This window comes from Actinomycetospora rhizophila (assembly GCF_042657905.1).
Classification (GTDB): Bacteria; Actinomycetota; Actinomycetes; order Mycobacteriales; family Pseudonocardiaceae; genus Actinomycetospora; species Actinomycetospora rhizophila.
This window is the reverse complement of record NZ_JBHSKG010000010.1, coordinates 90486-110957: the sequence shown is the minus strand read 5'-3', so window position 1 is coordinate 110957 and position 20472 is coordinate 90486. Positions and strand designations below refer to the sequence as shown.

Genomic DNA, 20472 nt, shown 5'->3' with positions numbered 1-20472 from the left:
GGCGGTCGGCGTGGGCCGGCCGCCCGGGAGCGGGGTCGTCAGGACGGGTCGTCGGGCGCCTCGACCCACGACAGGATCGCCTCGTCGATCTGCACGTCCTCGTAGGTCACGTGCGGGCGGACCTCGTCGGGGAGGTTGACCCGCCGGCTCCCCGAACGGGTGGCGTCGATCCGGACCTGCGGCTCCCGGTGGAACCGGAGGCGGCGAGCGCGCACCGAGGCACGGAACTCGATGTCGGGCTCGCGGTCCTCGCTCACCCGTTCGCCCGCCGCGCGGGCCGGGGACGGGACGAGGAGGCCCGCCGCGACGAGGCCGTCGACGAGGAGCCCCCGTCGTCGTCCCCGCCGCCCGCGTCGGAGGACTTCTGCGGAGACCGCCGCCGCCGGACGACCTTCGGAGCCTCGGACTCGCCGGCCCCCTCGTCGGCTCCCTCCCCGTCGGAGCCACCGGTGACCGCCCCGGTCGCGTCCCCGGCCACGCCACCGACGGTCTCGGTCGCGGTGCCCGCGACGTCGCCCGCCGCGTCGCCGACGCTGCCGACCGCGTCGCCGGCGGCCTCGCCGACGGAGCTGCCGAGCTCGCCGACGGCCGATCCGGCCTGCGACCCGAGCTCGCCGACCGCGTCGCCGGCGGCGCTCCCGACCTCGCCGACCGCCTCGCCGACCCCCGACCCGACCTCACGGACGGCGTCCTGCGCGGTCCGCGCGATCGTCTCGAGGATCTGCGGGTTGCGGTCGATGGTGGTGAGGACCCGGTCGATGATCCCGGCGACCTCGTCGAGGCGGACCTTCAACGTCGCCTCGGCCGACACGCCGTCGATCTCCAGCTCGACCGAGCCCAGCTGGGCGTCGACGCCCACGTTGAGCTTGAGCAGGTTCAGGACCTCGGCCTGCAGGGAGACCTTGGCGCGCAGGTCCTCGACCTTGAGCCCGATGTGCTCGACCTCGAGCTTGGGCACGTCGAGGTAGACGTCGGGGCGACCACCCGCCTCCGCGCGCCCGCTCTCGGTGCGCCTGCTCGTCGCGCCGGACGCCCGGCGCCCGTCGGTGCGCGATCCCGTGCGCGATCCCGTGCGCGATTCCGGGCGTGCGGCCGGCTCCTCCTCGGAGCGCCGGGCGCCGCCGTCGGGATCGCCGGTCGGTGTGCTGGTCCGTCGGGTGCGACGTGGGGAGCCGTCAGCCATGTGTACCTCCTGCTCGGTGCCCCGAGGGTGGGCCGCCGCGACCGGCGGGGAAACGGGCCCGGTCGGCGCAGCGGACCCCGCCCGACGGCGCAGAGGACAGGGCGGTGACCAGCTCTGAGAGCATCACCGCGTGCGGTGGACCGCCCTCGGGGGCCTCCTGGCCCTGCTGCTCGTGCTGCCCGCCTGCGGACCGGGGGTCGAGCGCGCGCCCACCGGCCCGCCGACCGCCGAGCAGGTGGACCGCGCCCTGCGCTTCGCCGCGCTCGCCCCGCTGCCCCCGGGCGCGGTGGTCACGCGTCTCGAGACCCAGGGCGGCATCGACACCCGGGTGGTGCTCGCCGTGCGCCTCCCCGCGGGCTCGACGTGGCGGGACGCCTCCGGCCTGCCCGCCGACGGGAGCCGGCAGCGCGTCGCGAACCCCGACGGCGCGATCGTGTACCGCGAGGCCCGCGGCGGGCCCGCCGACCCGACGGTCACGGCGTTCACGACCTGACGGCCGCCAGGAACGCGTCCGCGCCCTCCACGTCGACGTCGTGCAGGCGCTTGCGCCGCCACGCGCCCGGGGTCACCGCCGCGTGCACCTCGACGACGCCGTCGGTGCCGGTCTCGCGGTGGGTCTCGCGGTAGCCGCAGGCGACGGTCACGCGGCGCGAGGCGGCGTTGCCCTCGGCGGCGGCGGTGACCGCGCGCATCATCCCCAGCGGCCCGAACGCGAGCTCGAGCAGCATCAGGCGCACGCGGCGGCCGAGCCCGCGGCCCTGCTCGGCGCGGGCGAGCCACGACGAGGTGCGCACGGTGCCCGCCGGGTCGTCGAGCTCGTGGGCCAGCACGGCGAGCCCGAGCACCCGGCCCCCGTCGAGCACCGCGAGCGGCGCCCGCCAGCGGGCGGCCGACGGCGCCTCGCGCAGCCGCCACGCCCACTCGAGGAACCGGCGGGCGGCGGCCGCGCCGTCGTCCTCGGGCCAGCCCAGGAGCTCACCGGCGCGGCCCGGCTCCACGATCCCGCCCGGCTCGGCGACGAGGTCGGCGAGCTCGAGCAGTTCCTCGTCGGTCGGCGCGAGGAGCACGGTGCCCCGGTGCGCCACGCGCAGCCCGTACTGCGGGTAGAGCGCCGCGAGGTCGGCGCGCAGGAGGTCGGCGTCCACGCAGGGCATCGTGCCGGGTTCTGCGATGATCGCGGCCATGGCGATCGCGGTCTGCCCCGGCTCGTTCGACCCGGTCACCCTCGGGCACGTCGACGTCGTCACCCGGGCCGCGGCCCTGTTCGACGAGGTGGTCGTCGCGGTCGCCGTGAACCCGGCGAAGCAGGGGCTGTTCACCGTCGACGAGCGCCGCGAGCTGCTGGGCACGGCCCTGGCCGGCCTCGACAACGTGCGCACCGACGCGTTCGAGGGCCTCGTCGTCGACTACTGCACCGCGATCGGCGCCACGGCGCTGGTCAAGGGTCTGCGCTCGTCGATCGACTTCGGGTTCGAGGAGCCGATGGCCCAGATGAACCGCCACCAGACCGGGGTCGACTCGGTCTTCCTCATCACCGACCCGCGGTACTCCTACGTCTCGAGCTCGCTGGTCAAGGAGGTCGCGCGCGGGGGAGGGGACGTCGCGGCGTTCCTGGACCCCGAGGTGCACCGCCGCCTGCTCGGGCGCCTGGCGGAGTAGGGCGCGACACGCCGACGGGCGGGGCGAATCCCCGTCCGGCCTGATCGGCGGCGGCACACTGACCCCCGTGTACCGCGTGTTCGAGGCGCTCGACGAGCTCGTGACCCTCTGCGAAGAGGCGCGCGGACTCCCCATGACCACCAGCTGTGTCGTGCCCCGCGGCGACGTGCTCGAGCTGCTCGACGACGTGCGCGAGGCGCTGCCGGGCGAGCTCGACGACGCGCAGGACGTCCTCGACCACCGCGACAAGCTCGTCGCGGACGCGACCGAGGAGGCCGAGCGCGCGCGGACCGACGCGCAGGCCGAGGCCGACCGGCTGCTCGCCGAGGCCCGCGAGCAGGCCCAGCAGATGATCGCCGAGGCCGAGCACGAGGCGGAGCGCACCGTGGGCCGCGGGCGTCGCGAGTACGCCGAGCTCACCGAGCGCGCCGAGGCCGAGGCCGAGCGCATGGTCGAGGCCGGCCGCCAGAACTACGAGCGCTCCGTGGCCGACGGGCGCGCCGAGCAGGCCCGTCTCGTCGAGGCGCACGAGGTCACGCGCGCCGCGCACGTCGAGGCCGAGCGGCTCGTCGACGCCGCCACCGACGAGGCCGACCGCCGTCGCGCCGAGTGCGACCACTACGTGGACGGCACGCTCGCCGACTTCTCCGAGACCCTCGAGTCGGTGCTCGACACCGTGGGGCGCCACCGCCACCAGCTGCGCATGAACGCGCCCGCGGGCCCGGCCGCCGCCGGCCCGCCGCGCGGCCGCGACGACGAGGAGAGCGAGCCCCGCGAGGCCGCCCCGCGCGAGGGCTGGCGCCGGTGGAGCGAGCGTCTCGGCGCCTGATCCCGCTCGCGTAGACTGATCGGTCGGGCCGCGTCCTGCGGCTGCCGAGCGCTACCCCGTCGGGACCAGAGATGACGAGCGAGAAGCCCCAGCCCACCGTCGACGCGACCAGCCCCTGGGTGGTCGACGTCGCGCGCGAACTGCTGCGCCGACCCGGCCAGATGAAGACGCTGCGGCGCGACGTCGCGGCGCCCGAGGGCTTCGGTCTCGACATGATCGGCGTGCCCGTCGGCGAGCCGATCCGCCTCGACCTGCGCCTCGAGTCGGTGATGGAGGGCGTACTGGCCTCCGGCACGGTCGAGGCCGACGTGCGCGGCGAGTGCTCGCGCTGCCTCGAGCCGTTCACCGACCACGTCGACGTCGACCTCACCGAGCTGTACGCCTACCCCGACTCGGTCACCGACGACACGGCGGACTCCGACGAGGTCAGCCGCATCGTCGACGAGCGCATCGACCTGGAGCCGGCCGTGCGCGACGCGGTCCTGCTCGAGCTGCCCGTCACCCCGCTGTGCCGCGAGGACTGCCCGGGCCCGGAGTCGCCCGACCCCGAGGCGTGGGCCTTCGTCCCGGCCGGGGAGGCACGTGAGACAATCGATCCTCGCTGGGCCGCGCTGCAGGAGAAGTACGGCGGCGCAAGCAGTAACGAGAACTGAGGAGAGCTGACCGAAGTGGCCGTCCCGAAGCGCCGGATGTCCCGCGCGAACACCCACGCCCGCCGTTCGCAGTGGAAGGCGTCCGTCCCGCAGCTGATGGCGTGCCCCAACAAGGCCTGCGCCAAGCCGAAGCCGCCGCACGTGGCGTGCCCCCACTGCGGCCAGTACGCCGGCCGCCGGGCCGTCACCCCGGCCTGAGGGCCGTCCCGGACAGGCCCGCGGCATGACGGCGTCGAGCACGCAGCCGGCGGAGAACCCGACGGAGCCCACCCTCGGTGAGGTGCTCGGGGTCGATCTCGACCCCGAGCTGGTCGAGCTCGCCCTGACGCACCGCTCGTACGCCTACGAGCACGGCGGGCTACCGACCAACGAGCGCCTGGAGTTCCTCGGCGACGCCGTGCTCGGCGTCGTGGTCACCGAGCGGCTCTACCGCGAGCACCCCGACCTGCCCGAGGGGCAGCTGGCGAAGCTGCGGGCCAGCGTCGTCAACATGCACGCGCTCGCCGGCGTCGCCCGCGAGCTCGGGCTCGGCGACCGCCTGCACCTCGGCCGGGGCGAGGAGATGACCGGCGGGCGCGACAAGCCGAGCATCCTCGGTGACGCCGTCGAGGCGGTGCTCGGTGCGGTCCACCTGCAGCACGGCATCGAGGTCTCGCGCCGGGTCGTCGAGCGCCTGTTCGGCGAGCTGCTGCGCACCGCGCCGCTGCTCGGGGCCGGGCTCGACTGGAAGACGAGCCTCCAGGAGCTCACCGCCGCCTCCGACCTCGGGGTGCCCGAGTACCGGATGGTCGACGAGGGCCCCGACCACCTCAAGACCTTCACCGCCACGGTGGTCGTCGCCGGCCAGGAGCGCGGCACCGGCGTCGGGCGCACCAAGAAGGAAGCCGAGCAGAAGGCCGCCCGCGCGGCCTACCAGTACCTCGACGGTTCGGACGGGACGCCGGCGGGCGGTGCCTGAGCTCCCCGAGGTCGAGGTCGTCCGGCGGGGTCTCGCCGACCACGTCCTCGGCCGCCGGGTGAAGTCCGTCGAGGTCACCCACCCCCGCTCGGTCCGCCGGCAGGCCGGCGGCGCCGCCGAGCTCGGCGAGCGCCTCGGCGGTCGCGTGCTGCGCGCCGCCCGCCGGCGCGGCAAGTACCTGTGGCTCGAGCTCGGGGACACCGCCGGCCCGGACGGCGAGGTGGAATCGGCGCTGCTGGCCCACCTCGGGATGAGCGGCCAGCTGCTCGTCCAGCCCGCGGACCGGCTCGACGAGAAGCACCTGCGCATCCGGCTGCGGTTCGACGACGACGGTCCCGAGCTGCGGTTCGTCGACCAGCGCACGTTCGGCGGGCTCACGGTCACCGACGTCACCGGGCCCGACGCCCTGCCGGTGCCCGTGGCCCACATCGGCCGCGACCCCCTCGACCCGGCGTTCGACGCCGAGACGGCGATCGGCGACCTGCGCCGGCGGCGCACCGGGCTCAAGCGCGCCCTGCTCGACCAGACCCTGGTCTCGGGCATCGGCAACATCTACGCCGACGAGTCGCTGTGGCGGGCGAAGCTGCACTACGAGCGCCCGACGGCCACGCTCTCGCGCCCCGAGGGCCGGCGCCTGCTCGCGGCGGCGGGCGAGGTCATGGGGGAGGCGCTGGCGGCCGGCGGCACCTCGTTCGACGCGCTCTACGTCGACGTCAACGGCGACTCCGGCTACTTCGACCGCGCGCTGGCGGTGTACGGGCAGGAGGACCGCCCCTGCCCGCGCTGCGGCACCTCGGTGCGGCGGGAGGCGTTCATGAACCGCTCGTCGTTCTGGTGCCCGACCTGCCAGCCCCGCCCCCGCCGCCGGCACATCTGATCCGTGGGTCTACGGCGTCTCGGCCCGCACGACCTCGAGGTTGCGGAAGGACGCCGGGCCGTCGCAGATGCCCGTCATCTTCTCGGCGAACGCCGTGGTCACGGGGCTGTCCGAGTTCTTCTTCGCCTCCTCGGCGCTCGGGAACTCGACGACCTCGACGTAGGTGCCGTCGCGGTCGAGGTCGCGGCCCATCACCATCCAGCGCGCGGTGCGGTCGGCGCCGATCTCGGACATCCACCCGTCGATGAGCGAGTCCATCTCGTCGTACTGCTGGGTCCGGAACTCGATGAGCTGCACGAACGCGCCCGCTCCGGTCGCCTGGGGGGCATCGCGCAGGTGCGCGCGGAGCCCCGAGCGCAGCTCCTCGCCGTCGGTGTGACCGTGCACGGCGACCGCGTGGGCCGCCCCGGCCTCGAGGACCTCGGCCTCCTCGCCGGTGAGCGTCAGGGTGCAGCCGTTGTCGCTGGGCACCTCACGACAGTCGAGCATCCGGCGTGGCATGGCGGTCTCCTCGGGTCGCACGGACGGCGGAGCATCAGTGAAGTCCGTCGCGACCCGTGCGTTCGATACGGAGGGCTCCGTAGGCCGAGCGGGTGATGACGGCTCCCGGTCGACGACGAGTCGCGCGACACTCGGTGACCCGCTCACCGGAGTGGTGCCCAATGACCGCCGAGCGTGTCCTGACCGCGGCCCTCGACCTCGCCGCCGCGAGCGCCGCCGTGCGCACGTGCGCCGACCTCGACCGCGCCGTGTGGCCCGGCCTCGCCGCGCTCGTCGGCGGCGCCACCCTCGCCGCGACGGGCTTCGACGGGCGCCCGATGTGCTGGCCGCCGGACGCGGTCGACGGTGCGGGGGCGCGGCCCCGGGCCGTCCTCGCCGTCCGGCGCCGGGGCGCGGAGGCCAGCGTCGCCCTGAGCCGCGCCGACCGCGACTTCACCGACCGCGACGTCGCCCTGCTCCACCTCGTGCGGCCCCACCTCGCCGACGCGCTCTGGCGCGCCGCGTACGGCCCGCCGGCGCGGCCGCTGACCGCCCGTGAGCAGGCGGTGGTGGCGCGGGTGGCCCGGGGGGCGACCGACGCGGCGATCGCGCACGAGCTCGGCATCAGCCGCCGCACCGTCGGCAAGCACCTGGAGAACGCCTACGCCGCCCTCGGCGTGCACGACCGGACGTCGGCCGCCCTGCGCCTGGCCGTACCGCCCGCCTGAGCTGTCCCTCGCCGCGCGGTTCAGCCGTCGCGGTGGAGGGAGCGGCGGATCTCCTCGAGCTTGTCGTGGGCGGCGGCCTCGTGGTCGGCCTCCCGCTCGGCGCGCTCCCGGCCCGCGGGGCTGTCGGCGACGAGCTCCTCGTACCCCGCCGCGGTCGCGGAGCGGCGCTCGATGGTCTCGCGGACGTGCTCGAACGTGGGCACGCCGTCCTCGGTGTATCCCGGCTCGGTCACCCCTCGAGCGTAGACACGTCGGGCCCCGCACCGCGAGGGTGCGGGGCCCGGGCGACGAGCGGAGTGCTCAGACGTTCTGCGAGGAGTGCTCCATGAGCTGCTTGAACTCCTCGAGCGCCTTCTCGATCTTCTTCTGCGGGTCGGCGAAGAGCTTCGCGACGACGTCGCCCGCGGCGCCGCCCGGCGTCTGCACGTGGAGGCTGACCTCGACACCGGTGGAGTCACCGTGCGGGTCGAAGCGCACCGCGCCGCCGGTCTCGACGTGGTTGTTGCTCTGCTCGAGCGACTTCCACGCGATCTTCCGGTCGCGCTCCTCGTCGATGATCTTGGCGTCCCACTCGATGTCCTTGCCCAGCGGGCCCTCGACCACCCAGTGCGTGACGTCGGCCTGACCGTTCTTCGGCTCCACCGACTTCACGTCGTCCATGATCTGCGGCAGGTGGGTCAGCGGCCGCCACCACTGGTAGCACTGCGCGGCCGGGGCGTTGACCTCGAGGTAGTGCGTTGCGGTTGCCATATTGTCGGGTTGACGTCTCGTCCTGACCCGAAACGGACGGGTTCGGGCGGCCGGAGCACCCGACCGACCCCCATGACCTGTGCGGCGACGTGTCAGTCGGGCCCCGGCGGTGGTGGATAGATGTGGATCCAGTCGGTCTCCATGACGGCGGGCTGCAGCCCGCTCGGCGTGTTGGCGTCGAGCTGCACACACGGGGTCATCGGTCCGCCCGGCTGCACGACGGGGTCGGTCACGTCGTACCACTGCTGGCCGTCGATCCATCCCGCGATGCGGGTCGGGGTCCACTCGACCGCGTAGTTGTGCCACTGGGAGAGGTCCACGGGTTGCCGGAAGGCCTTCCGGTCGGCGTCGCTGGTCGGGGGGTGGAGGAACGTGCTGACCTGGCCGCTGCCCACGTCGGTCTCCGCGAAGTCGATCTCTCCGCCGGTGCCGCCGGGCTTGACCGAGCCACCGGCGTTCGCCGGCCAGAGCAGCAGGACGGGGTGGTAGGGGTCGCCGTCGCTCGCTCCGGGCCGGGGTGCGGCGCGCATGCGGACCTCCCATCGGCCGTACTGCTGGGCGGTGCGGTTGGCGACGCCGCCGGTGGTGCCCTCGGCGTCGCCGGTGATGGTGAGCACGCCATTGCGGACGGCGACCGCGTCGGGGCTGCGCGTGCCGTTGCCGGCGTGGCCGTCGCCGTCGTACACGTCCCATCGGGTGGGGTCGACGCCGCCGTCGGTGAAGTCGTCGGAGCCCGGGCCGGGAGCACCCCACTGGTTGACCGCCGCCGCGGTGGTGTCGCCGGTGGTGGCGTCGAGCGAGAGGACCGGCCCGCCGGAGGTGGGGCCGGGGGTGGACGGCGCCGTGCCGCACCCGGCGATCAGCGCGGCGGTCGTGACGGCCGTGCCGATCAGGGCGAGAGCCCGATGGCTTGTCATCAGTCGGCGTCCCTGGGAGGGAAGGTCAGGGGAGGTGTCGAGGTCCTGGAGCGCAGTGACACTGTGCGGGGCGGGGATGGGCACGGCAAGGACGAGCCACGCGGGTGCCACTCCCCGGGCAGTTCCTGTGAGAACGACGTGGAGCGGGACGTCGGGCTCCGGCACGCGCGTGGCGAAGCGGGGCTCCGGGCCCGACGTCGGGGCCCTCGCGTAGCGTCCACGACACCCGGGCGGGGGGAGGAGGACCGGGCGTGCACCTGAAGAGCCTCACGCTGAAGGGCTTCAAGTCCTTCGCCTCGTCCACGACGCTGCGCTTCGAGCCGGGCATCACCTGCGTGGTCGGACCCAACGGTTCGGGCAAGTCCAACGTCGTCGACGCCATCAGCTGGGTGCTGGGCGAGCAGGGGGCCAAGGCCCTGCGCGGCGGCAAGATGGAGGACGTCATCTTCGCCGGCACCTCGGGGCGCGCCCCGCTGGGCCGCGCCGAGGTCACGCTGACCATCGACAACGCCGACGGCGCGCTGCCGATCGAGTACGCCGAGGTGTCGATCACCCGGCGGGTGTTCCGCTCCGGCGCGGGCGAGTACGAGATCAACGGGAGCAGCTGCCGGCTGCTCGACGTCCAGGAGCTGCTGTCGGACTCGGGCATCGGCCGCGAGCTGCACGTGCTCGTCGGCCAGGGCCAGCTCGACGCGATCCTGCAGTCGCGGCCCGAGGAGCGCCGGGCGTTCATCGAGGAGGCCGCGGGGGTCCTCAAGCACCGCAAGCGCAAGGAGAAGGCGCTGCGCAAGCTCGAGGCGATGCAGGCCAACCTCACGCGGCTGTCCGACCTCACCACCGAGCTGCGCCGCCAGCTCAAGCCCCTCGGGCGCCAGGCCGAGATCGCCCGCCGGGCCCAGACCATCCAGGCCGACCTGCGCGACGCCCGCCTGCGCCTCGCCGCCGACGACCTGGTCGGCCTGCGCGGGCAGATCGAGCGCGAGCAGGCCGACGAGGACGCCGCGCGCCGCCGCCGCGACGAGACCGAGCGCGCCCTGGCCGAGGTCGGCGAGCAGGTCACCGCGCTCGAGGCGGCGGTCGAGGCCGCGACGCCCGCGCACACCCGCGCGCAGGAGGGCTGGTTCCGGCTCTCGGCGATGCAGGAGCGCCTGCGCGGCACGGTCGCGCTCGCCGCCGAGCGCCACCGCCACGTCGCCGCCGCCGAGGACGCCCCCACCGGCCCCGACCCCGACGAGCTCGAGCGCCGCGCGGGCGAGGCCGCCGAGCACGAGGCGACGCTCGACGCCGAGGTCGCCGAGGCCCGCGCCACCCTCGAGGCGCACGCCGAGGGCCGCGAGCGGGCCGAGGACGCGCTCACCACCGCCGAACGCCGCCTCGCCGCGGCCACGCGCGCCGCCGCCGACCGGCGCGAGGGCGTGGCCAAGCTCGCCGGCCAGGTCGAGACGCTGCGCGGGCGCCTGGCGTCCTCCACCGAGGAGCTCGAGCAGATCGCGAGCTCGCTGCACGAGGCGCACGAGCGGGCGGCCGTCGCGCGCGAGGAGCTGGCCGCGGTGGAGGAGGAGACGGGGCCGGAGCCCTCCGTCGAGCCCGCGGTCGAGCCTGCAGCGGTGCCCGATGAGGACGGCCCTGACCCCGAGGCCGCGCTCGACGCGGCCGTCGAGCGCCACGAGATCGCGCGGGCCGCCGTCGACACCGCGGGCGCGGCCCACCGCGACGCCGAGCGCGACCGCGCCCACTGGAAGGCGCGCACCGACGCGCTCGCCCTGGGCCTGACGCGCCGCGACGGTGCGGGGGCCCTGCTCGCCGCCGCCGACCCGGTGCCCGGGGTGCTCGGCTCGGTGGCGGCGCTGCTGCGGGTCGGCGCGGGCGACGAGGACGCCGTCACCGCCGCGCTCGGCCCGGCCGCGGACGCGGTGGCGGTGCGCGGCCCGGAGGCGGCCGCCGACGCGCTCGACCGGCTCCACGACACCGAGGGTGGGCGGGCCGGCCTGCTGGTCGGCGGGGGTGTCGATGCCCCGGCGTCGTCGGGTCCGCCGCCGGAGGGCAGCCGCTGGGCGGTCGACCTGGTGCGCGCCCCCGACGAGCTGGCCGGCGCCGTCGCCCGCGTCCTGGCCGGCATCGTCGTGGTCGACGACCGTGCCGCCGCCCGCGCGGTGGTGCGCGACCACCCGCACCTGCGCGCGGTCACCCGCGGCGGTGACCTGCTCGGCGCCGACTGGGCGGCCGGGGGCCCGTCGGGCAACCAGAGCCTGCTCGAGATGCAGGCCGCCGCCGACGAGGCGGGCGACCGGCTCGCCGCCGCCGAGCGCCACGTCCGCGAGGCCGGCACCGCGCTCGAGGCCGCCCGCGAGGCGGAGTCGGCCGTACGCGCGGAGGTCGGTGTCGCCCGCCAGGTCCGCGACGACCGGCGCCGCGCCGACGCCGAGGCCCGCCGCGCCGCCGACGCCCGCCGGGCCGCCGACGACGCCGCACGCGCCGACGCGGCCCGCCGCCACGGCCGCCTCTCCGAGACGGTGCGGGCCGCCGAGGCGGAGGCCCAGCGGCTCACCGAGCGGCGCGCCTCCGTCGAGCGCATCCGCGACGAGCGCCGCGACGAGCTCGACGAGCTCACCGAGCGCCTGGCGATGGCCCAGGACGAGGCCGCCGACCTGGACGGCGGGGCGGCCGGCTCCGACGCCGACGACCAGGCGGCGGCGCGTGACCAGGCGTCGGCGGCGCTGACCGCCGCCCGCGCCGCGGAGGTCGACGCCCGCCTGGCCCTGCGCACCGCCGAGGAACGCCTGCGCGACGTCGCCGGGCTCGCCGAGGGCCTGCGCCGGCGGGCCGAGGGCGAGCGCGAGGCCCGGGCGCGCGCCCAGGAGCGGGCGCGCGAGCGGGCCCGCGTCGCCGAGCTCACCGAGGCCGCCGTCCGCCACGGCCAGGACGCGCTGGCGCGCCTGCAGTCCTCGCTCGCCCGGGCCGCCGAGGCCCGCGACGCGGCCGCCGCCGTGCGCACCGCCCGCGCCGGTGAGCTCGAGACCGCCCGCGAGCGCCAGCGGGAGCTGCAGGCGGGCCTCGAGCGCCTCACCGACGCCGTGCACCGCGACGAGGTCGTCCGCGCCGAGCAGCGCACGCGCCTGCAGCAGATGGAGGCGGGCATCGGCGAGCGCTTCGGGATCGGGCTGGAGGACCTCGTCACCGAGTACGGCCCCGACGTCCCGATCCCGCCGCCGGCGGGCGAGGTCGCCGAGGTGGAGGCGGCCCGCGAGCGCGGCGAGCAGGTCGTCATGCCCCCGCCCGAGCCGTTCGACCGCGCCACCCAGCAGCGCCGGGCGACCCGCGCGGAGAAGGAGCTGGGCCAGCTCGGCAAGGTCAACCCGCTGGCCCTCGAGGAGTACGCCGCGCTGGAGGAGCGCTACCGCTTCCTGTCCACCCAGCTCGAGGACGTCAAGAACAGCCGCAAGGACCTCCTCGAGGTGGTCTCGCAGGTCGACGCCACGATCCTCGAGGTCTTCGCCACGGCCTTCGCCGACGTCGCGCGGGAGTTCGAGGCGGTGTTCCCCGTGCTGTTCCCCGGCGGCGACGGCCGGCTCGTGCTCACCGACCCCGACGACCTGCTGGCCACCGGCGTCGAGGTCGAGGCCCGGCCGCCGGGCAAGAAGGTCAAGCGGCTCTCGCTGCTCTCCGGCGGCGAGAAGTCGCTGACGGCCGTGGCGATGCTCGTCGCGATCTTCCGGGCGCGCCCCTCGCCGTTCTACGTCATGGACGAGGTCGAGGCGGCCCTCGACGACGCCAACCTCCGGCGCCTCATCGGCCTGCTCGCCGAGCTCCGCCGCAACTCGCAGCTCGTGATCATCACGCACCAGAAGCCCACGATGGAGATCGCGGACGCGCTCTACGGCGTGAGCATGCGGGGGGACGGGATCACGGCGGTCATCTCGCAACGCCTGCGCGGCGCGGATGCGCCCGGACCGTATGCCGGGACCACCCCGTCGTGATCACTCTGCGTGCTGTTATGTTGCGCTGAGTATCACCGGCAGCCCGGATCGGGGGGCGAGGACGACGCTGTCGTGGCCTCCCGGCTCGCGACCGGCGCCTCTACCGTGCTGGTGAGAGCGCTGCGAGCTGACCGGGGGGCGGACATGACGGCGGTGCGATCGGGACCGAGGTCCGGACCGGCCCACGCCGCCCCCGCGGACCGTGTCTCCGCGCCGCCGAGCGGCCCCGTGCGCTCCGGCCGGCACGCCCGCCCCGGCACCGGGACGCCCTCGGGCCCGCTGGTGAAGCTGCGCACGGTCGTCCGGCCGTCGGTCCCGGACCCCCTGGCGGCCGTCGAGCTCGCCCCCGGGCGCCTGGTGATCGACTGCTCGTACTGCCGGCTGTCCCCGCACCTCGGGGCGCGCCGGGTCGCGGTCAGCGTCGACGGGCTCCCGTGGCGCTTCGCCTGGGGCCGCACCCCGATCGACCTGCCCGCCGGCCGGCACCTCGTGGAGATCGAGGTCGAGCACGGCCGCGCCGGGCGCCGCGCGTGGGGCCACGTCGCCGACGCGGTGCCGGTGGCCGCGGGCCACACCGTCGAGGTCTTCTACCGCGCGCCCGCCCTGCCCCGGCTCGCCGGCTCGCCGGGACCCTCGCGCCAGCGCACCGCCGGGTTCGCCCTGTGCGCCGCGCTCCTGGCCCTGGCCGGCGTGGCCGTGCTCGCGGGGCTGGGGCTGCTCGCCGCGGCCCTCGTCGCGCTCGTGGGGTGACGCGCGAGATCCGGGGCGTCGTGGTGCCCGCGTCGGCGTCCGCGGGGTGGACGGTGCGCTCCTGATCTCGGCTCGGAGGGCGTGATCGCTCCGGCTGCTCCGTGCACCCGGTGACATCGGGTCGGCGGAGCACCTGGGGCGATCATGCGCATCTCGGGCACCGGGCGACCGGCCGCGCGCCGTCACCGTGCCCGGCTGGGACACTGGACTTGTGTCACTGAGCTCGTCGCTGACCTCCCCGCTCGACCCGACCGCCGACGCGGTGGCGCTCGCCGCCCCGGCCGCGGCGGGCACGCTGTCGACCGGTCTGATCGCCACGATCGTGGTGGTCGCGGTGATCGTCGTCCTGCTCATCGTCCTGGGCGTCGGGCTCTACCTGCGCCGGCGCCGGCAGGTCTCGCTCGCCGAGGAGGAGCAGGAGGAGACCAAGCCGACGAAGGGCTCCTACCAGGCCGGCGGCGGGTTCAGCTTCAGCGCGGGCAGCGGCCCCTCCACGCTCACACCGCCGCGCCCCGAACCGCGCCCCGAACCGCAGCCCGAACCGAAGCCCGAACCCGAGCCGCGGCCCGAGCCCAGCGAGCCCGCCGCCCGCCCCGAGACCGGCGGCCCCCAGGGCACCGCCCCGCCCGGCGCCGCCGAGGCGCCCCCCGCGGCCGCGCCGGCCGCCCCCGCCGAGCCGGAGCCCGAGCCGGAGCCGGAGCCCGACACCGCCGCCACCGGCCCCGGGACGCTCGCCGTCCCGGACGTCGAGGCGGGCCCCCAGGCCACGGCGCCCCCGGAGGCCGCCGAGCCGGAGACGGCCCCGCGCGAGACGCCCGCACCGGAGGCCCCGGAGACCCCGGAGACCCCGGAGACCCCAGCCGCGACGGCGACCACCACCGAGACCACCACCGAGCCGTCCCCCGAGACCACCACCGAGACCGTCGCCCCGTCCACGGGCACGACCGTGGCGCCCGCCGCGCCGCCCGAGGAGATCCCGTCCGCCGAAGGCCGCCTCGAGCGCCTGCGCGGACGGCTGGGGCGCTCGCGGTCGACGCTCGGCCAGGGCCTGCTGGGCCTGCTCGGCGCCGGCGACCTCGACGAGGACTCGTGGGAGGAGGTCGAGGACACCCTCCTGCTGGCCGACCTCGGCTCGGCGACCACCCAGGAGATCGTCAGCAAGCTGCGCGAGCGCATCGCCTCCCGCGGCGTGCGCACCGCCGACCAGGCGCGCGAGCTGCTGCGCGAGGTGCTCGTGGAGTCGCTCGGGCCCGACATGGAGCGCTCGGTGCGCGCGCTCGCGCACGACGGGCGCCCCGCGGTGGTGCTGGTCGCCGGCGTCAACGGCACCGGCAAGACCACGACCACCGGCAAGCTCGCCCGCGTCCTGGTCGCCGACGGCTTCGTCGTGCTCCTCGGCGCCGCCGACACCTTCCGCGCCGCCGCCGCCGAGCAGCTCGCGACGTGGGGCGAGCGCGCCGGCGCCGAGACGGTGCGCGGCAAGGAGGGCGCCGACCCCGCCAGCGTCGCGTTCGACGCCGTCAGGCGCGGCACCGAGTCCGGCGTCGACGCCGTCCTGCTCGACACCGCCGGGCGCCTGCACACCAAGACCGGCCTGATGGACGAGCTCGGCAAGGTCAAGCGGGTCGTGGAGCGCCAGGCCGAGGTCGACGAGGTCCTCCTGGTCCTCGACGCCACCACCGGCCAGAACGGGCTGACCCAGGCCCGGGTGTTCAGCGAGGTCGTCGACGTCACCGGCGTCGTGCTCACCAAGCTGGACGGCACCGCCAAGGGCGGCATCGTCTTCCAGGTGCAGCGCGAGCTGGGCGTGCCGGTGAAGCTCGTCGGGCTCGGCGAGGGCCCGGACGACCTCGCGCCGTTCGAGCCCGGGGCGTTCGTGGACGCGCTCCTGAAGTGACGTGTCGGGGTCCCGCCCTAGCCTGCGGGACATGACCGGCATCGCCCGCCTGCAGCTGACCGCCATCGACACCCCGCGCCCGCGGGCGCTCGCCGAGTTCTACGCGGCGCTCGTCGGGCTCCCGATCGACGAGTCCGCCACCGACGACGACTGGATCGAGCTCGACGGGGGCGGCGGTCCGACGCTGGCCTTCCAGCTCGCCCCGGCGAGGCGGGCGCCGGCGTGGCCCGAGGACGGGGCGCTGCAGTTCCACCTCGACGTGGAGGTCGACGACCTCGACGCGGGCGAGGCGGCCGTGATCGCGGCCGGCGCGACGAAGACGGCCCACCAGCCGGGGACGACCTTCCGGGTCTTCCTCGACCCCGACGGCAACCCCTTCTGCCTCGTGCGCTCCACCGATCGCGCGGCCGGTGATCGCGCACCGTCATGACCCACGTCTCACCGCGTCCGGTAACGCCGACCACGAAACATGATGGTGACATGCGTGGTCGGGCTGTTAACTGCCACGAAACGCACCGCGCTCCCATCGGAAACACGGCCTGCGCATTCTCGCTCTCCGAAAACAGTGGTAGCGAGAAGGGAAGCTGCTGGCCGTGGAACTCGACAGCGGAACGATCGCCTGGATGTTGACCAGCACGGCGCTGGTCCTGCTCATGACGCCGGGCCTGGCGCTGTTCTACGGCGGCCAGGCACGCTCGAAGAGCGTCCTCAACATGATGATGATGGTGTTCAGCACCTTCGCCACGGTGGGCGTGCTGTGGGTCATCTTCGGCTACTCGATGTCGTTCGGTGACGACGTCGGCGGTGGCCTGCTCGGCAACCCGGGCCAGTACTTCATGCTCTCGAGCCTGCTGTCCGAGACGGTGCAGACCGACGGGCTGCCCGACATCGCCTTCGTGGCCTTCCAGGCCATGTTCGCGATCCTCACGGTGGGCCTGATCGCCGGTGCCGCCGCGGACCGCATGAAGTTCAACTCGTGGATGGTGTTCTCCATCCTCTGGGCGACGCTCGTGTACTTCCCGATCGCCCACTGGGTCTTCGACCTCGACGCCGGCTGGATCGCCAACGGCATCGGCGCGGTCGACTTCGCGGGTGGCACGGCGGTCCACATCAACGCCGGTACCGCCGCGCTCGTGCTCTGCATCGTGCTCGGGCGGCGCCGCGGCTGGCCGCGTGAGGCCATGCGCCCGCACAACCTGACGATGGTCATGCTCGGCGCCGGCCTGCTGTGGTTCGGCTGGTTCGGGTTCAACGCCGGTTCCGCCGCGGTCGCGAACTACTCCGCCGCCTACGCGTTCCTCAACACCGTCGTCGCCACCTGCACCGCGATCTGCGGTTGGCTGATCATCGAGCAGATCCGTGACGGCAAGGCCACCTCGCTGGGTGCCGCCTCGGGCATCGTCGCCGGCCTCGTCGCCATCACGCCGGCCTGCGCCGCGGTCACCCCGCTGGGCGCCATGGCCATCGGCTTCATCGCCGGCATCGCCTGCGCGTACGGCGTCGGCCTGAAGTACCGCCTGGGCTTCGACGACTCGTTCGACGTGGTCGGCGTCCACCTCGTCGGTGGTCTGGTCGGCACCCTGCTGATCGGCTTCTTCGCCTGGGACGGCTCCCCGTCCGAGGTGTCCGGCGTGTTCTACGGCGGCGGCTGGGGCCAGCTCGGCATCCAGGCGATCGCGGCCCTCGCGGTCATCGCTTACAGCGGCGTCGTCACGGCCATCATCGCCTTCGTCGTCAAGGCCATCATGGGTCTGCGGGTGGAGGACGACAGCGAGGCCGCGGGCATCGACGAGGGTGAGCACGCCGAGTCGGGCTACGACTTCTCGAGCCTGCGCAGCGGGGGTGGCGGACTCGGGTCCTCGCACTCGACGCTGTCCGCTCCGACGCAGGTCACCGCGACCGCAGGCAAGGAGGGCTGAGCGAGATGAAGATGGTGACGGCGATCATCAAGCCGTTCGTGCTGGAGGACGTCAAGGGCGCCCTCGAGCAGCTCGGGGTCCTGGGCATGACCGTCAGCGAGGTCCAGGGCTACGGCCGCCAGAAGGGCCACACCGAGGTCTACCGGGGTGCGGAGTACTCCGTGGACTTCGTGCCGAAGGTCCGCATCGAGGTCGTCACCGACGACACCGCCGCGGAGAAGGTCGTCGACGCGATCGCCGAGACCGCCCGCACCGGCAAGATCGGTGACGGGAAGGTCTGGGTGACCCCGGTCGAGACCGTGGTGCGCGTGCGCACCGGCGAGCGCGGGGCCGACGCCCTGTAGTTCGGCACACGACGGCGCCGGGTCCCCCGATCGGTGGGACCCGGCGTCGTCGTCCTGACGGCACCACCGGAGAGGGGACGCGGCGGATGGCCGTGGCGGATGCGCACCGGAACGGCGGGGGACCGTCGAGCCTCGACGACGAGCGCGGGACGACGAACGGTGACGCGGTCGACCTCGTCCGCGCCCGCGCCGCGCTGCTCGACCCGCCGCCGGGGGCGCGCCGGCTCGGTCCGGCCGCGCTGCGCGAGGCGCTGGTCGAGCTGCACGACTTCTGGCTCTCGTCGCGCGCCGCCGCGGTCGGCGTCGGGGAGGGCTCGGCGCTCGTCGCGGTCGGCGCGCTGGGCCGCCGCGAGCTCGCGCCGTACTCGGACCTCGACCTCGTGCTGGTCCACGACGGCCGCCGCGGTGGCCGCGAGCAGATCTCGCAGGTCGCGGACGCGCTCTGGTACCCCCTGTGGGACGCGGGGATCGGGCTGGACCACTCGGTGCGCACCGTCGGCGAGGCCGTCGAGGTCGCCACCACCGACCTGCGCGTCGCCCTGGGCCTGCTCGAGGTCCGCTACCTCGCCGGCGACCCGGAGCTCGCCGAGCGTCTCGCCGCCACCGCCCGCCAGGCGTGGCGCGCGGGCATCCGCGGGCGCTTCGACGACCTCGTCGAGGGCACGCAGCAGCGGTGGTCGCGCGCCGGCGAGGTCGCCCACCGCATCGAGCCCGACCTCAAGAACGGGCACGGCGGCCTGCGCGACATCCAGCTGCTCGACGCGCTGGCCGCGGCGCAGCTGGTCGACCGCCCGACCGTCGACGTCCAGGACGCCCGCCGGCTCATGATCGACCTGCGCGTGGAGCTGCACCGCCGCGCCGGGCGGGCCCGCGACGTCATGCAGGCCGAGGACGCCCACGAGGTGGTCGCCGCCGCCGCGGGCGAGCTCGGCGTCACCGACCGCTTCGACCTCGCCCGGGCCCTGTCCGGTGCCGCGCGCACGGTCGTGTTCGCCACCGACACCGCGCTGCGCTCGGCGCGCGCCGCCCTGCCGCGCCGGGGGCTGGCCGCGCTGCGCCGCGCGCCGGCGCGCCGTCCGCTCGACGACGGCGTGGTCGAGCACGCGGGCGAGGTGGTCCTCGCCCGCGACGCCCAGGTCTCGCGCGACCCGGCGCTCGTCCTGCGCCTCGCCGCGACGGCGGCGCGCACCCGGCTGCCGATCGCCGCGAGCACCCTGCACCGCCTCGCCGAGGCGGCCCCCGAGCTGCGCGAGCCGTGGCCCCGGGCGGCGCTGTCCGAGCTGCTGGCGCTGCTCGGGTCGGGCGAGGGCATGGTCGACGTCATCGAGGCGCTCGACCGCACGGGGCTGTGGGGCCGGCTGTTCCCCGAGTGGGGCGCGGTGCGCGACCTGCCCCCGCGCGACCGCCAGCACGTCTGGACCGTCGACCGCCACCTCGTCGAGGTCACCCGCCGCGCCGCGGAGCTGACGACCCGGGTCTCGCGGCCCGACCTGCTGCTGCTCGGCGCGCTCGTGCACGACATCGGGAAGGGCCGCGACGAGGACCACTCGGTGGTCGGCGAGCGCCTCGCCGAGCACCTGGGCCGGCGGCTGGGGCTCTGGCCCGCCGACGTCGGCACGCTGGCGGCGATGGTGCGCCACCACCTGCTGCTGCCCCACACCGCCTCGCGGCGCGACCCGGAGGACCCGGCGACCGTGGAGCGCGTCGTCGAGACGCTCGGCGCCGACCCGGTGCTGCTGGAGCTGCTGCACGCCCTCGCCGAGGCCGACTCGCTCGGCACCGGGCCCGGGGTGTGGACGCCGTGGCGCGCGACCCTGATGGGCGACCTCGTGCGGCGCTGCCGCGTGGTGATGGCCGGCGAGCCGACCCCCGGCCCGACCGCGCTGTCGCCGGAGGCCCTGGAGCTCGCGGTGACCGTGGCCGCCAGCGGGCGCCCCGAGGTGTCGGTCGCCGGTGACGGCGAGCTGACCACCATCACGATGACCGTGGCCGCCCCCGACCGGCCCGGCCTGCTCTCCCGCGCGGCCGGGGTGCTGGCGCTGCACTCGCTGCAGGTGCACACCGCCGACCTCGGCGAGCACGACGGCGTCGCCGTCGACGCGTTCACCGTGTCGCCGCGGTTCGGGCGCCTGCCCGAGGCCTCGCTGATCCGCGAGGACCTCGTGCGGGTGCTGCGCGGCTCGCTCGACCTGCCCGCGCGCCTCGAGGCCAAGGAGCGCGACTACGACCGCCCGGGACCGGCCCCGGCGCCGAGTCGCGTGCTGTGGTTCGACGACGAGGCCACCGGCGCCGTGGTGCTCGAGCTGCGCACCGGCGACCGGATCGGGCTGCTGCACCGCGTCGCGGCCGCGCTCGAGGCCGAGGGGCTCGACGTGCGGTGGGCGCGGGTCTCGACGCTGGGCAGCTCGGTGCTCGACGCGTTCTGCCTGGAGACCGCCGAGCACGAGGTCATCGACCCCGAGCGCCGGCAGCGGGTCGAGGAGGTCGTGCTGGCCGCGGCCACCAGCGGTCTCGCGGCGCCCGAGCGGTCCTCGACGGCGTGACCGGGCGC

22 protein-coding genes are annotated in these 20472 nt (G+C 75.6%); 15 read left to right on the top strand and 7 right to left on the bottom strand.

What is annotated here, in order from left to right:
- Positions 1-38: 38 nt before the first annotated feature.
- Entirely contained in the window at positions 39-257 is a 219-nt protein-coding gene (locus ACFPK1_RS19140; protein ID WP_378022526.1) for a hypothetical protein, read from the bottom strand.
- A complete protein-coding gene (locus tag ACFPK1_RS19135; protein ID WP_378022525.1) occupies positions 254-1183 on the bottom strand; it encodes a hypothetical protein in 930 nt (309 codons plus the stop codon). The genes ACFPK1_RS19140 and ACFPK1_RS19135 overlap by 4 nt, the downstream gene beginning before the upstream one ends.
- Before the next feature lie 130 nt (positions 1184-1313).
- Between ACFPK1_RS19135 and ACFPK1_RS19130 the strand changes: the two genes are divergently transcribed.
- Positions 1314-1676 carry a hypothetical protein gene (locus ACFPK1_RS19130; protein WP_378022524.1) on the top strand — a complete coding sequence of 121 codons (363 nt, stop codon included), beginning with the start codon at positions 1314-1316 and terminating at the stop codon, positions 1674-1676.
- On the opposite strand, the gene ACFPK1_RS19125 is transcribed toward ACFPK1_RS19130, so the two are convergent.
- Entirely contained in the window at positions 1666-2328 is a 663-nt protein-coding gene (locus tag ACFPK1_RS19125; protein WP_378022523.1) for a GNAT family N-acetyltransferase, read from the bottom strand. The two genes, ACFPK1_RS19130 and ACFPK1_RS19125, sit on opposite strands and share 11 nt — an antisense overlap.
- A gap of 37 nt (positions 2329-2365) precedes the next feature.
- On the opposite strand from ACFPK1_RS19125, the gene coaD reads away from it, so the two are divergent.
- From coaD to mutM, 6 genes are all read left to right on the top strand, one after another.
- Positions 2366-2842 carry a pantetheine-phosphate adenylyltransferase gene (gene coaD / locus ACFPK1_RS19120; protein WP_378022522.1) on the top strand — a complete coding sequence of 159 codons (477 nt, stop codon included), beginning with the start codon at positions 2366-2368 and terminating at the stop codon, positions 2840-2842.
- A gap of 67 nt (positions 2843-2909) precedes the next feature.
- Complete coding sequence (locus tag ACFPK1_RS19115) at positions 2910-3671, top strand: ATP synthase F0 subunit B (protein WP_378022521.1); 762 nt, start codon at positions 2910-2912, stop codon at positions 3669-3671.
- Between the two features lie 71 nt (positions 3672-3742).
- Positions 3743-4324, top strand: a complete 582-nt coding sequence (locus ACFPK1_RS19110) for a YceD family protein (protein ID WP_378022520.1) — start codon at positions 3743-3745, stop codon at positions 4322-4324.
- Positions 4325-4339: 15 nt separating this feature from the next.
- A complete protein-coding gene (rpmF, locus tag ACFPK1_RS19105) occupies positions 4340-4522 on the top strand; it encodes a 50S ribosomal protein L32 (RefSeq protein WP_378022519.1) in 183 nt (60 codons plus the stop codon).
- Positions 4523-4547: 25 nt separating this feature from the next.
- The gene (rnc, locus tag ACFPK1_RS19100; RefSeq protein WP_378022518.1) at positions 4548-5282 is read left to right on the top strand and encodes a ribonuclease III; all 735 of its coding nucleotides are present in this window, start codon (positions 4548-4550) and stop codon (positions 5280-5282) included.
- Positions 5275-6159, top strand: a complete 885-nt coding sequence (mutM, locus tag ACFPK1_RS19095; RefSeq protein ID WP_378022517.1) for a bifunctional DNA-formamidopyrimidine glycosylase/DNA-(apurinic or apyrimidinic site) lyase — start codon at positions 5275-5277, stop codon at positions 6157-6159. Before rnc ends, mutM begins: the two co-directional genes overlap by 8 nt.
- 9 nt (positions 6160-6168) lie before the next feature.
- Here mutM and ACFPK1_RS19090 read toward each other — a convergent pair whose 3' ends face one another.
- Positions 6169-6660 carry a DUF1059 domain-containing protein gene (locus ACFPK1_RS19090; protein WP_378022516.1) on the bottom strand — a complete coding sequence of 164 codons (492 nt, stop codon included), beginning with the start codon at positions 6658-6660 and terminating at the stop codon, positions 6169-6171.
- Positions 6661-6821: 161 nt separating this feature from the next.
- Here ACFPK1_RS19090 and ACFPK1_RS19085 point away from each other — a divergent pair, with 161 nt between their 5' ends.
- On the top strand, positions 6822-7367 hold the full coding sequence (locus ACFPK1_RS19085; protein ID WP_378022515.1) for a response regulator transcription factor: 546 nt from the start codon (positions 6822-6824) through the stop codon (positions 7365-7367).
- Positions 7368-7387: 20 nt separating this feature from the next.
- On the opposite strand, the gene ACFPK1_RS19080 is transcribed toward ACFPK1_RS19085, so the two are convergent.
- The 3 genes from ACFPK1_RS19080 to ACFPK1_RS19070 form a co-directional block, all read right to left on the bottom strand.
- Positions 7388-7600 carry a hypothetical protein gene (locus ACFPK1_RS19080; RefSeq protein WP_378022514.1) on the bottom strand — a complete coding sequence of 71 codons (213 nt, stop codon included), beginning with the start codon at positions 7598-7600 and terminating at the stop codon, positions 7388-7390.
- A 67-nt stretch (positions 7601-7667) separates the two neighbouring features.
- Positions 7668-8117: an SRPBCC family protein gene (locus ACFPK1_RS19075; protein ID WP_378022513.1), complete on the bottom strand. Its 450-nt coding sequence runs from the start codon at positions 8115-8117 to the stop codon at positions 7668-7670.
- Between the two features lie 92 nt (positions 8118-8209).
- Positions 8210-9034: a glycoside hydrolase family 16 protein gene (locus tag ACFPK1_RS19070; protein ID WP_378022512.1), complete on the bottom strand. Its 825-nt coding sequence runs from the start codon at positions 9032-9034 to the stop codon at positions 8210-8212.
- A 251-nt stretch (positions 9035-9285) separates the two neighbouring features.
- Here ACFPK1_RS19070 and smc point away from each other — a divergent pair, with 251 nt between their 5' ends.
- The 7 genes from smc (at position 9286) to ACFPK1_RS19035 (ending at position 20464) form a co-directional block, all read left to right on the top strand.
- Entirely contained in the window at positions 9286-13011 is a 3726-nt protein-coding gene (gene smc, locus ACFPK1_RS19065) for a chromosome segregation protein SMC (protein ID WP_378022511.1), read from the top strand.
- 228 nt (positions 13012-13239) lie between these two features.
- Positions 13240-13761, top strand: a complete 522-nt coding sequence (locus ACFPK1_RS19060) for a hypothetical protein (RefSeq protein ID WP_378022510.1) — start codon at positions 13240-13242, stop codon at positions 13759-13761.
- A gap of 211 nt (positions 13762-13972) precedes the next feature.
- Complete coding sequence (gene ftsY / locus ACFPK1_RS19055) at positions 13973-15658, top strand: signal recognition particle-docking protein FtsY (RefSeq protein ID WP_417281743.1); 1686 nt, start codon at positions 13973-13975, stop codon at positions 15656-15658.
- A 31-nt stretch (positions 15659-15689) separates the two neighbouring features.
- Positions 15690-16088, top strand: coding sequence for a VOC family protein (locus tag ACFPK1_RS19050; RefSeq protein ID WP_378022509.1), 399 nt, complete (start codon positions 15690-15692; stop codon positions 16086-16088).
- A gap of 193 nt (positions 16089-16281) precedes the next feature.
- Positions 16282-17577 (top strand): ammonium transporter, encoded by a 1296-nt coding sequence (locus ACFPK1_RS19045; protein WP_378022508.1) that lies wholly within the window; start codon positions 16282-16284, stop codon positions 17575-17577.
- A gap of 5 nt (positions 17578-17582) precedes the next feature.
- Positions 17583-17921, top strand: coding sequence for a P-II family nitrogen regulator (locus tag ACFPK1_RS19040; protein WP_133824904.1), 339 nt, complete (start codon positions 17583-17585; stop codon positions 17919-17921).
- 86 nt (positions 17922-18007) lie between these two features.
- The gene (locus tag ACFPK1_RS19035) at positions 18008-20464 is read left to right on the top strand and encodes a [protein-PII] uridylyltransferase (protein WP_378022507.1); all 2457 of its coding nucleotides are present in this window, start codon (positions 18008-18010) and stop codon (positions 20462-20464) included.
- The last annotated feature ends 8 nt before the right edge of the window (positions 20465-20472 follow it).

Excerpts from the sequence above, each read along its gene's own strand:
- ACFPK1_RS19135 (WP_378022525.1), bottom strand. The coding sequence starts at position 1,183 with ATGGCTGACGGCTCCCCACGTCGCACCCGACGGACCAGCACACCGACC.
- coaD (WP_378022522.1), top strand. The coding sequence starts at position 2,366 with ATGGCGATCGCGGTCTGCCCCGGCTCGTTCGACCCGGTCACCCTCGGG.
- ACFPK1_RS19110 (WP_378022520.1), top strand. The coding sequence starts at position 3,743 with ATGACGAGCGAGAAGCCCCAGCCCACCGTCGACGCGACCAGCCCCTGG.
- rnc (WP_378022518.1), top strand. The coding sequence starts at position 4,548 with ATGACGGCGTCGAGCACGCAGCCGGCGGAGAACCCGACGGAGCCCACC.
- ACFPK1_RS19090 (WP_378022516.1), bottom strand. The coding sequence starts at position 6,660 with ATGCCACGCCGGATGCTCGACTGTCGTGAGGTGCCCAGCGACAACGGC.
- ACFPK1_RS19085 (WP_378022515.1), top strand. The coding sequence starts at position 6,822 with ATGACCGCCGAGCGTGTCCTGACCGCGGCCCTCGACCTCGCCGCCGCG.
- ACFPK1_RS19075 (WP_378022513.1), bottom strand. The coding sequence starts at position 8,117 with ATGGCAACCGCAACGCACTACCTCGAGGTCAACGCCCCGGCCGCGCAG.
- ACFPK1_RS19070 (WP_378022512.1), bottom strand. The coding sequence starts at position 9,034 with ATGACAAGCCATCGGGCTCTCGCCCTGATCGGCACGGCCGTCACGACC.
- ACFPK1_RS19050 (WP_378022509.1), top strand. The coding sequence starts at position 15,690 with ATGACCGGCATCGCCCGCCTGCAGCTGACCGCCATCGACACCCCGCGC.
- ACFPK1_RS19045 (WP_378022508.1), top strand. The coding sequence starts at position 16,282 with ATGTTGACCAGCACGGCGCTGGTCCTGCTCATGACGCCGGGCCTGGCG.
- ACFPK1_RS19040 (WP_133824904.1), top strand. The coding sequence starts at position 17,583 with ATGAAGATGGTGACGGCGATCATCAAGCCGTTCGTGCTGGAGGACGTC.
- ACFPK1_RS19035 (WP_378022507.1), top strand. The coding sequence starts at position 18,008 with ATGGCCGTGGCGGATGCGCACCGGAACGGCGGGGGACCGTCGAGCCTC.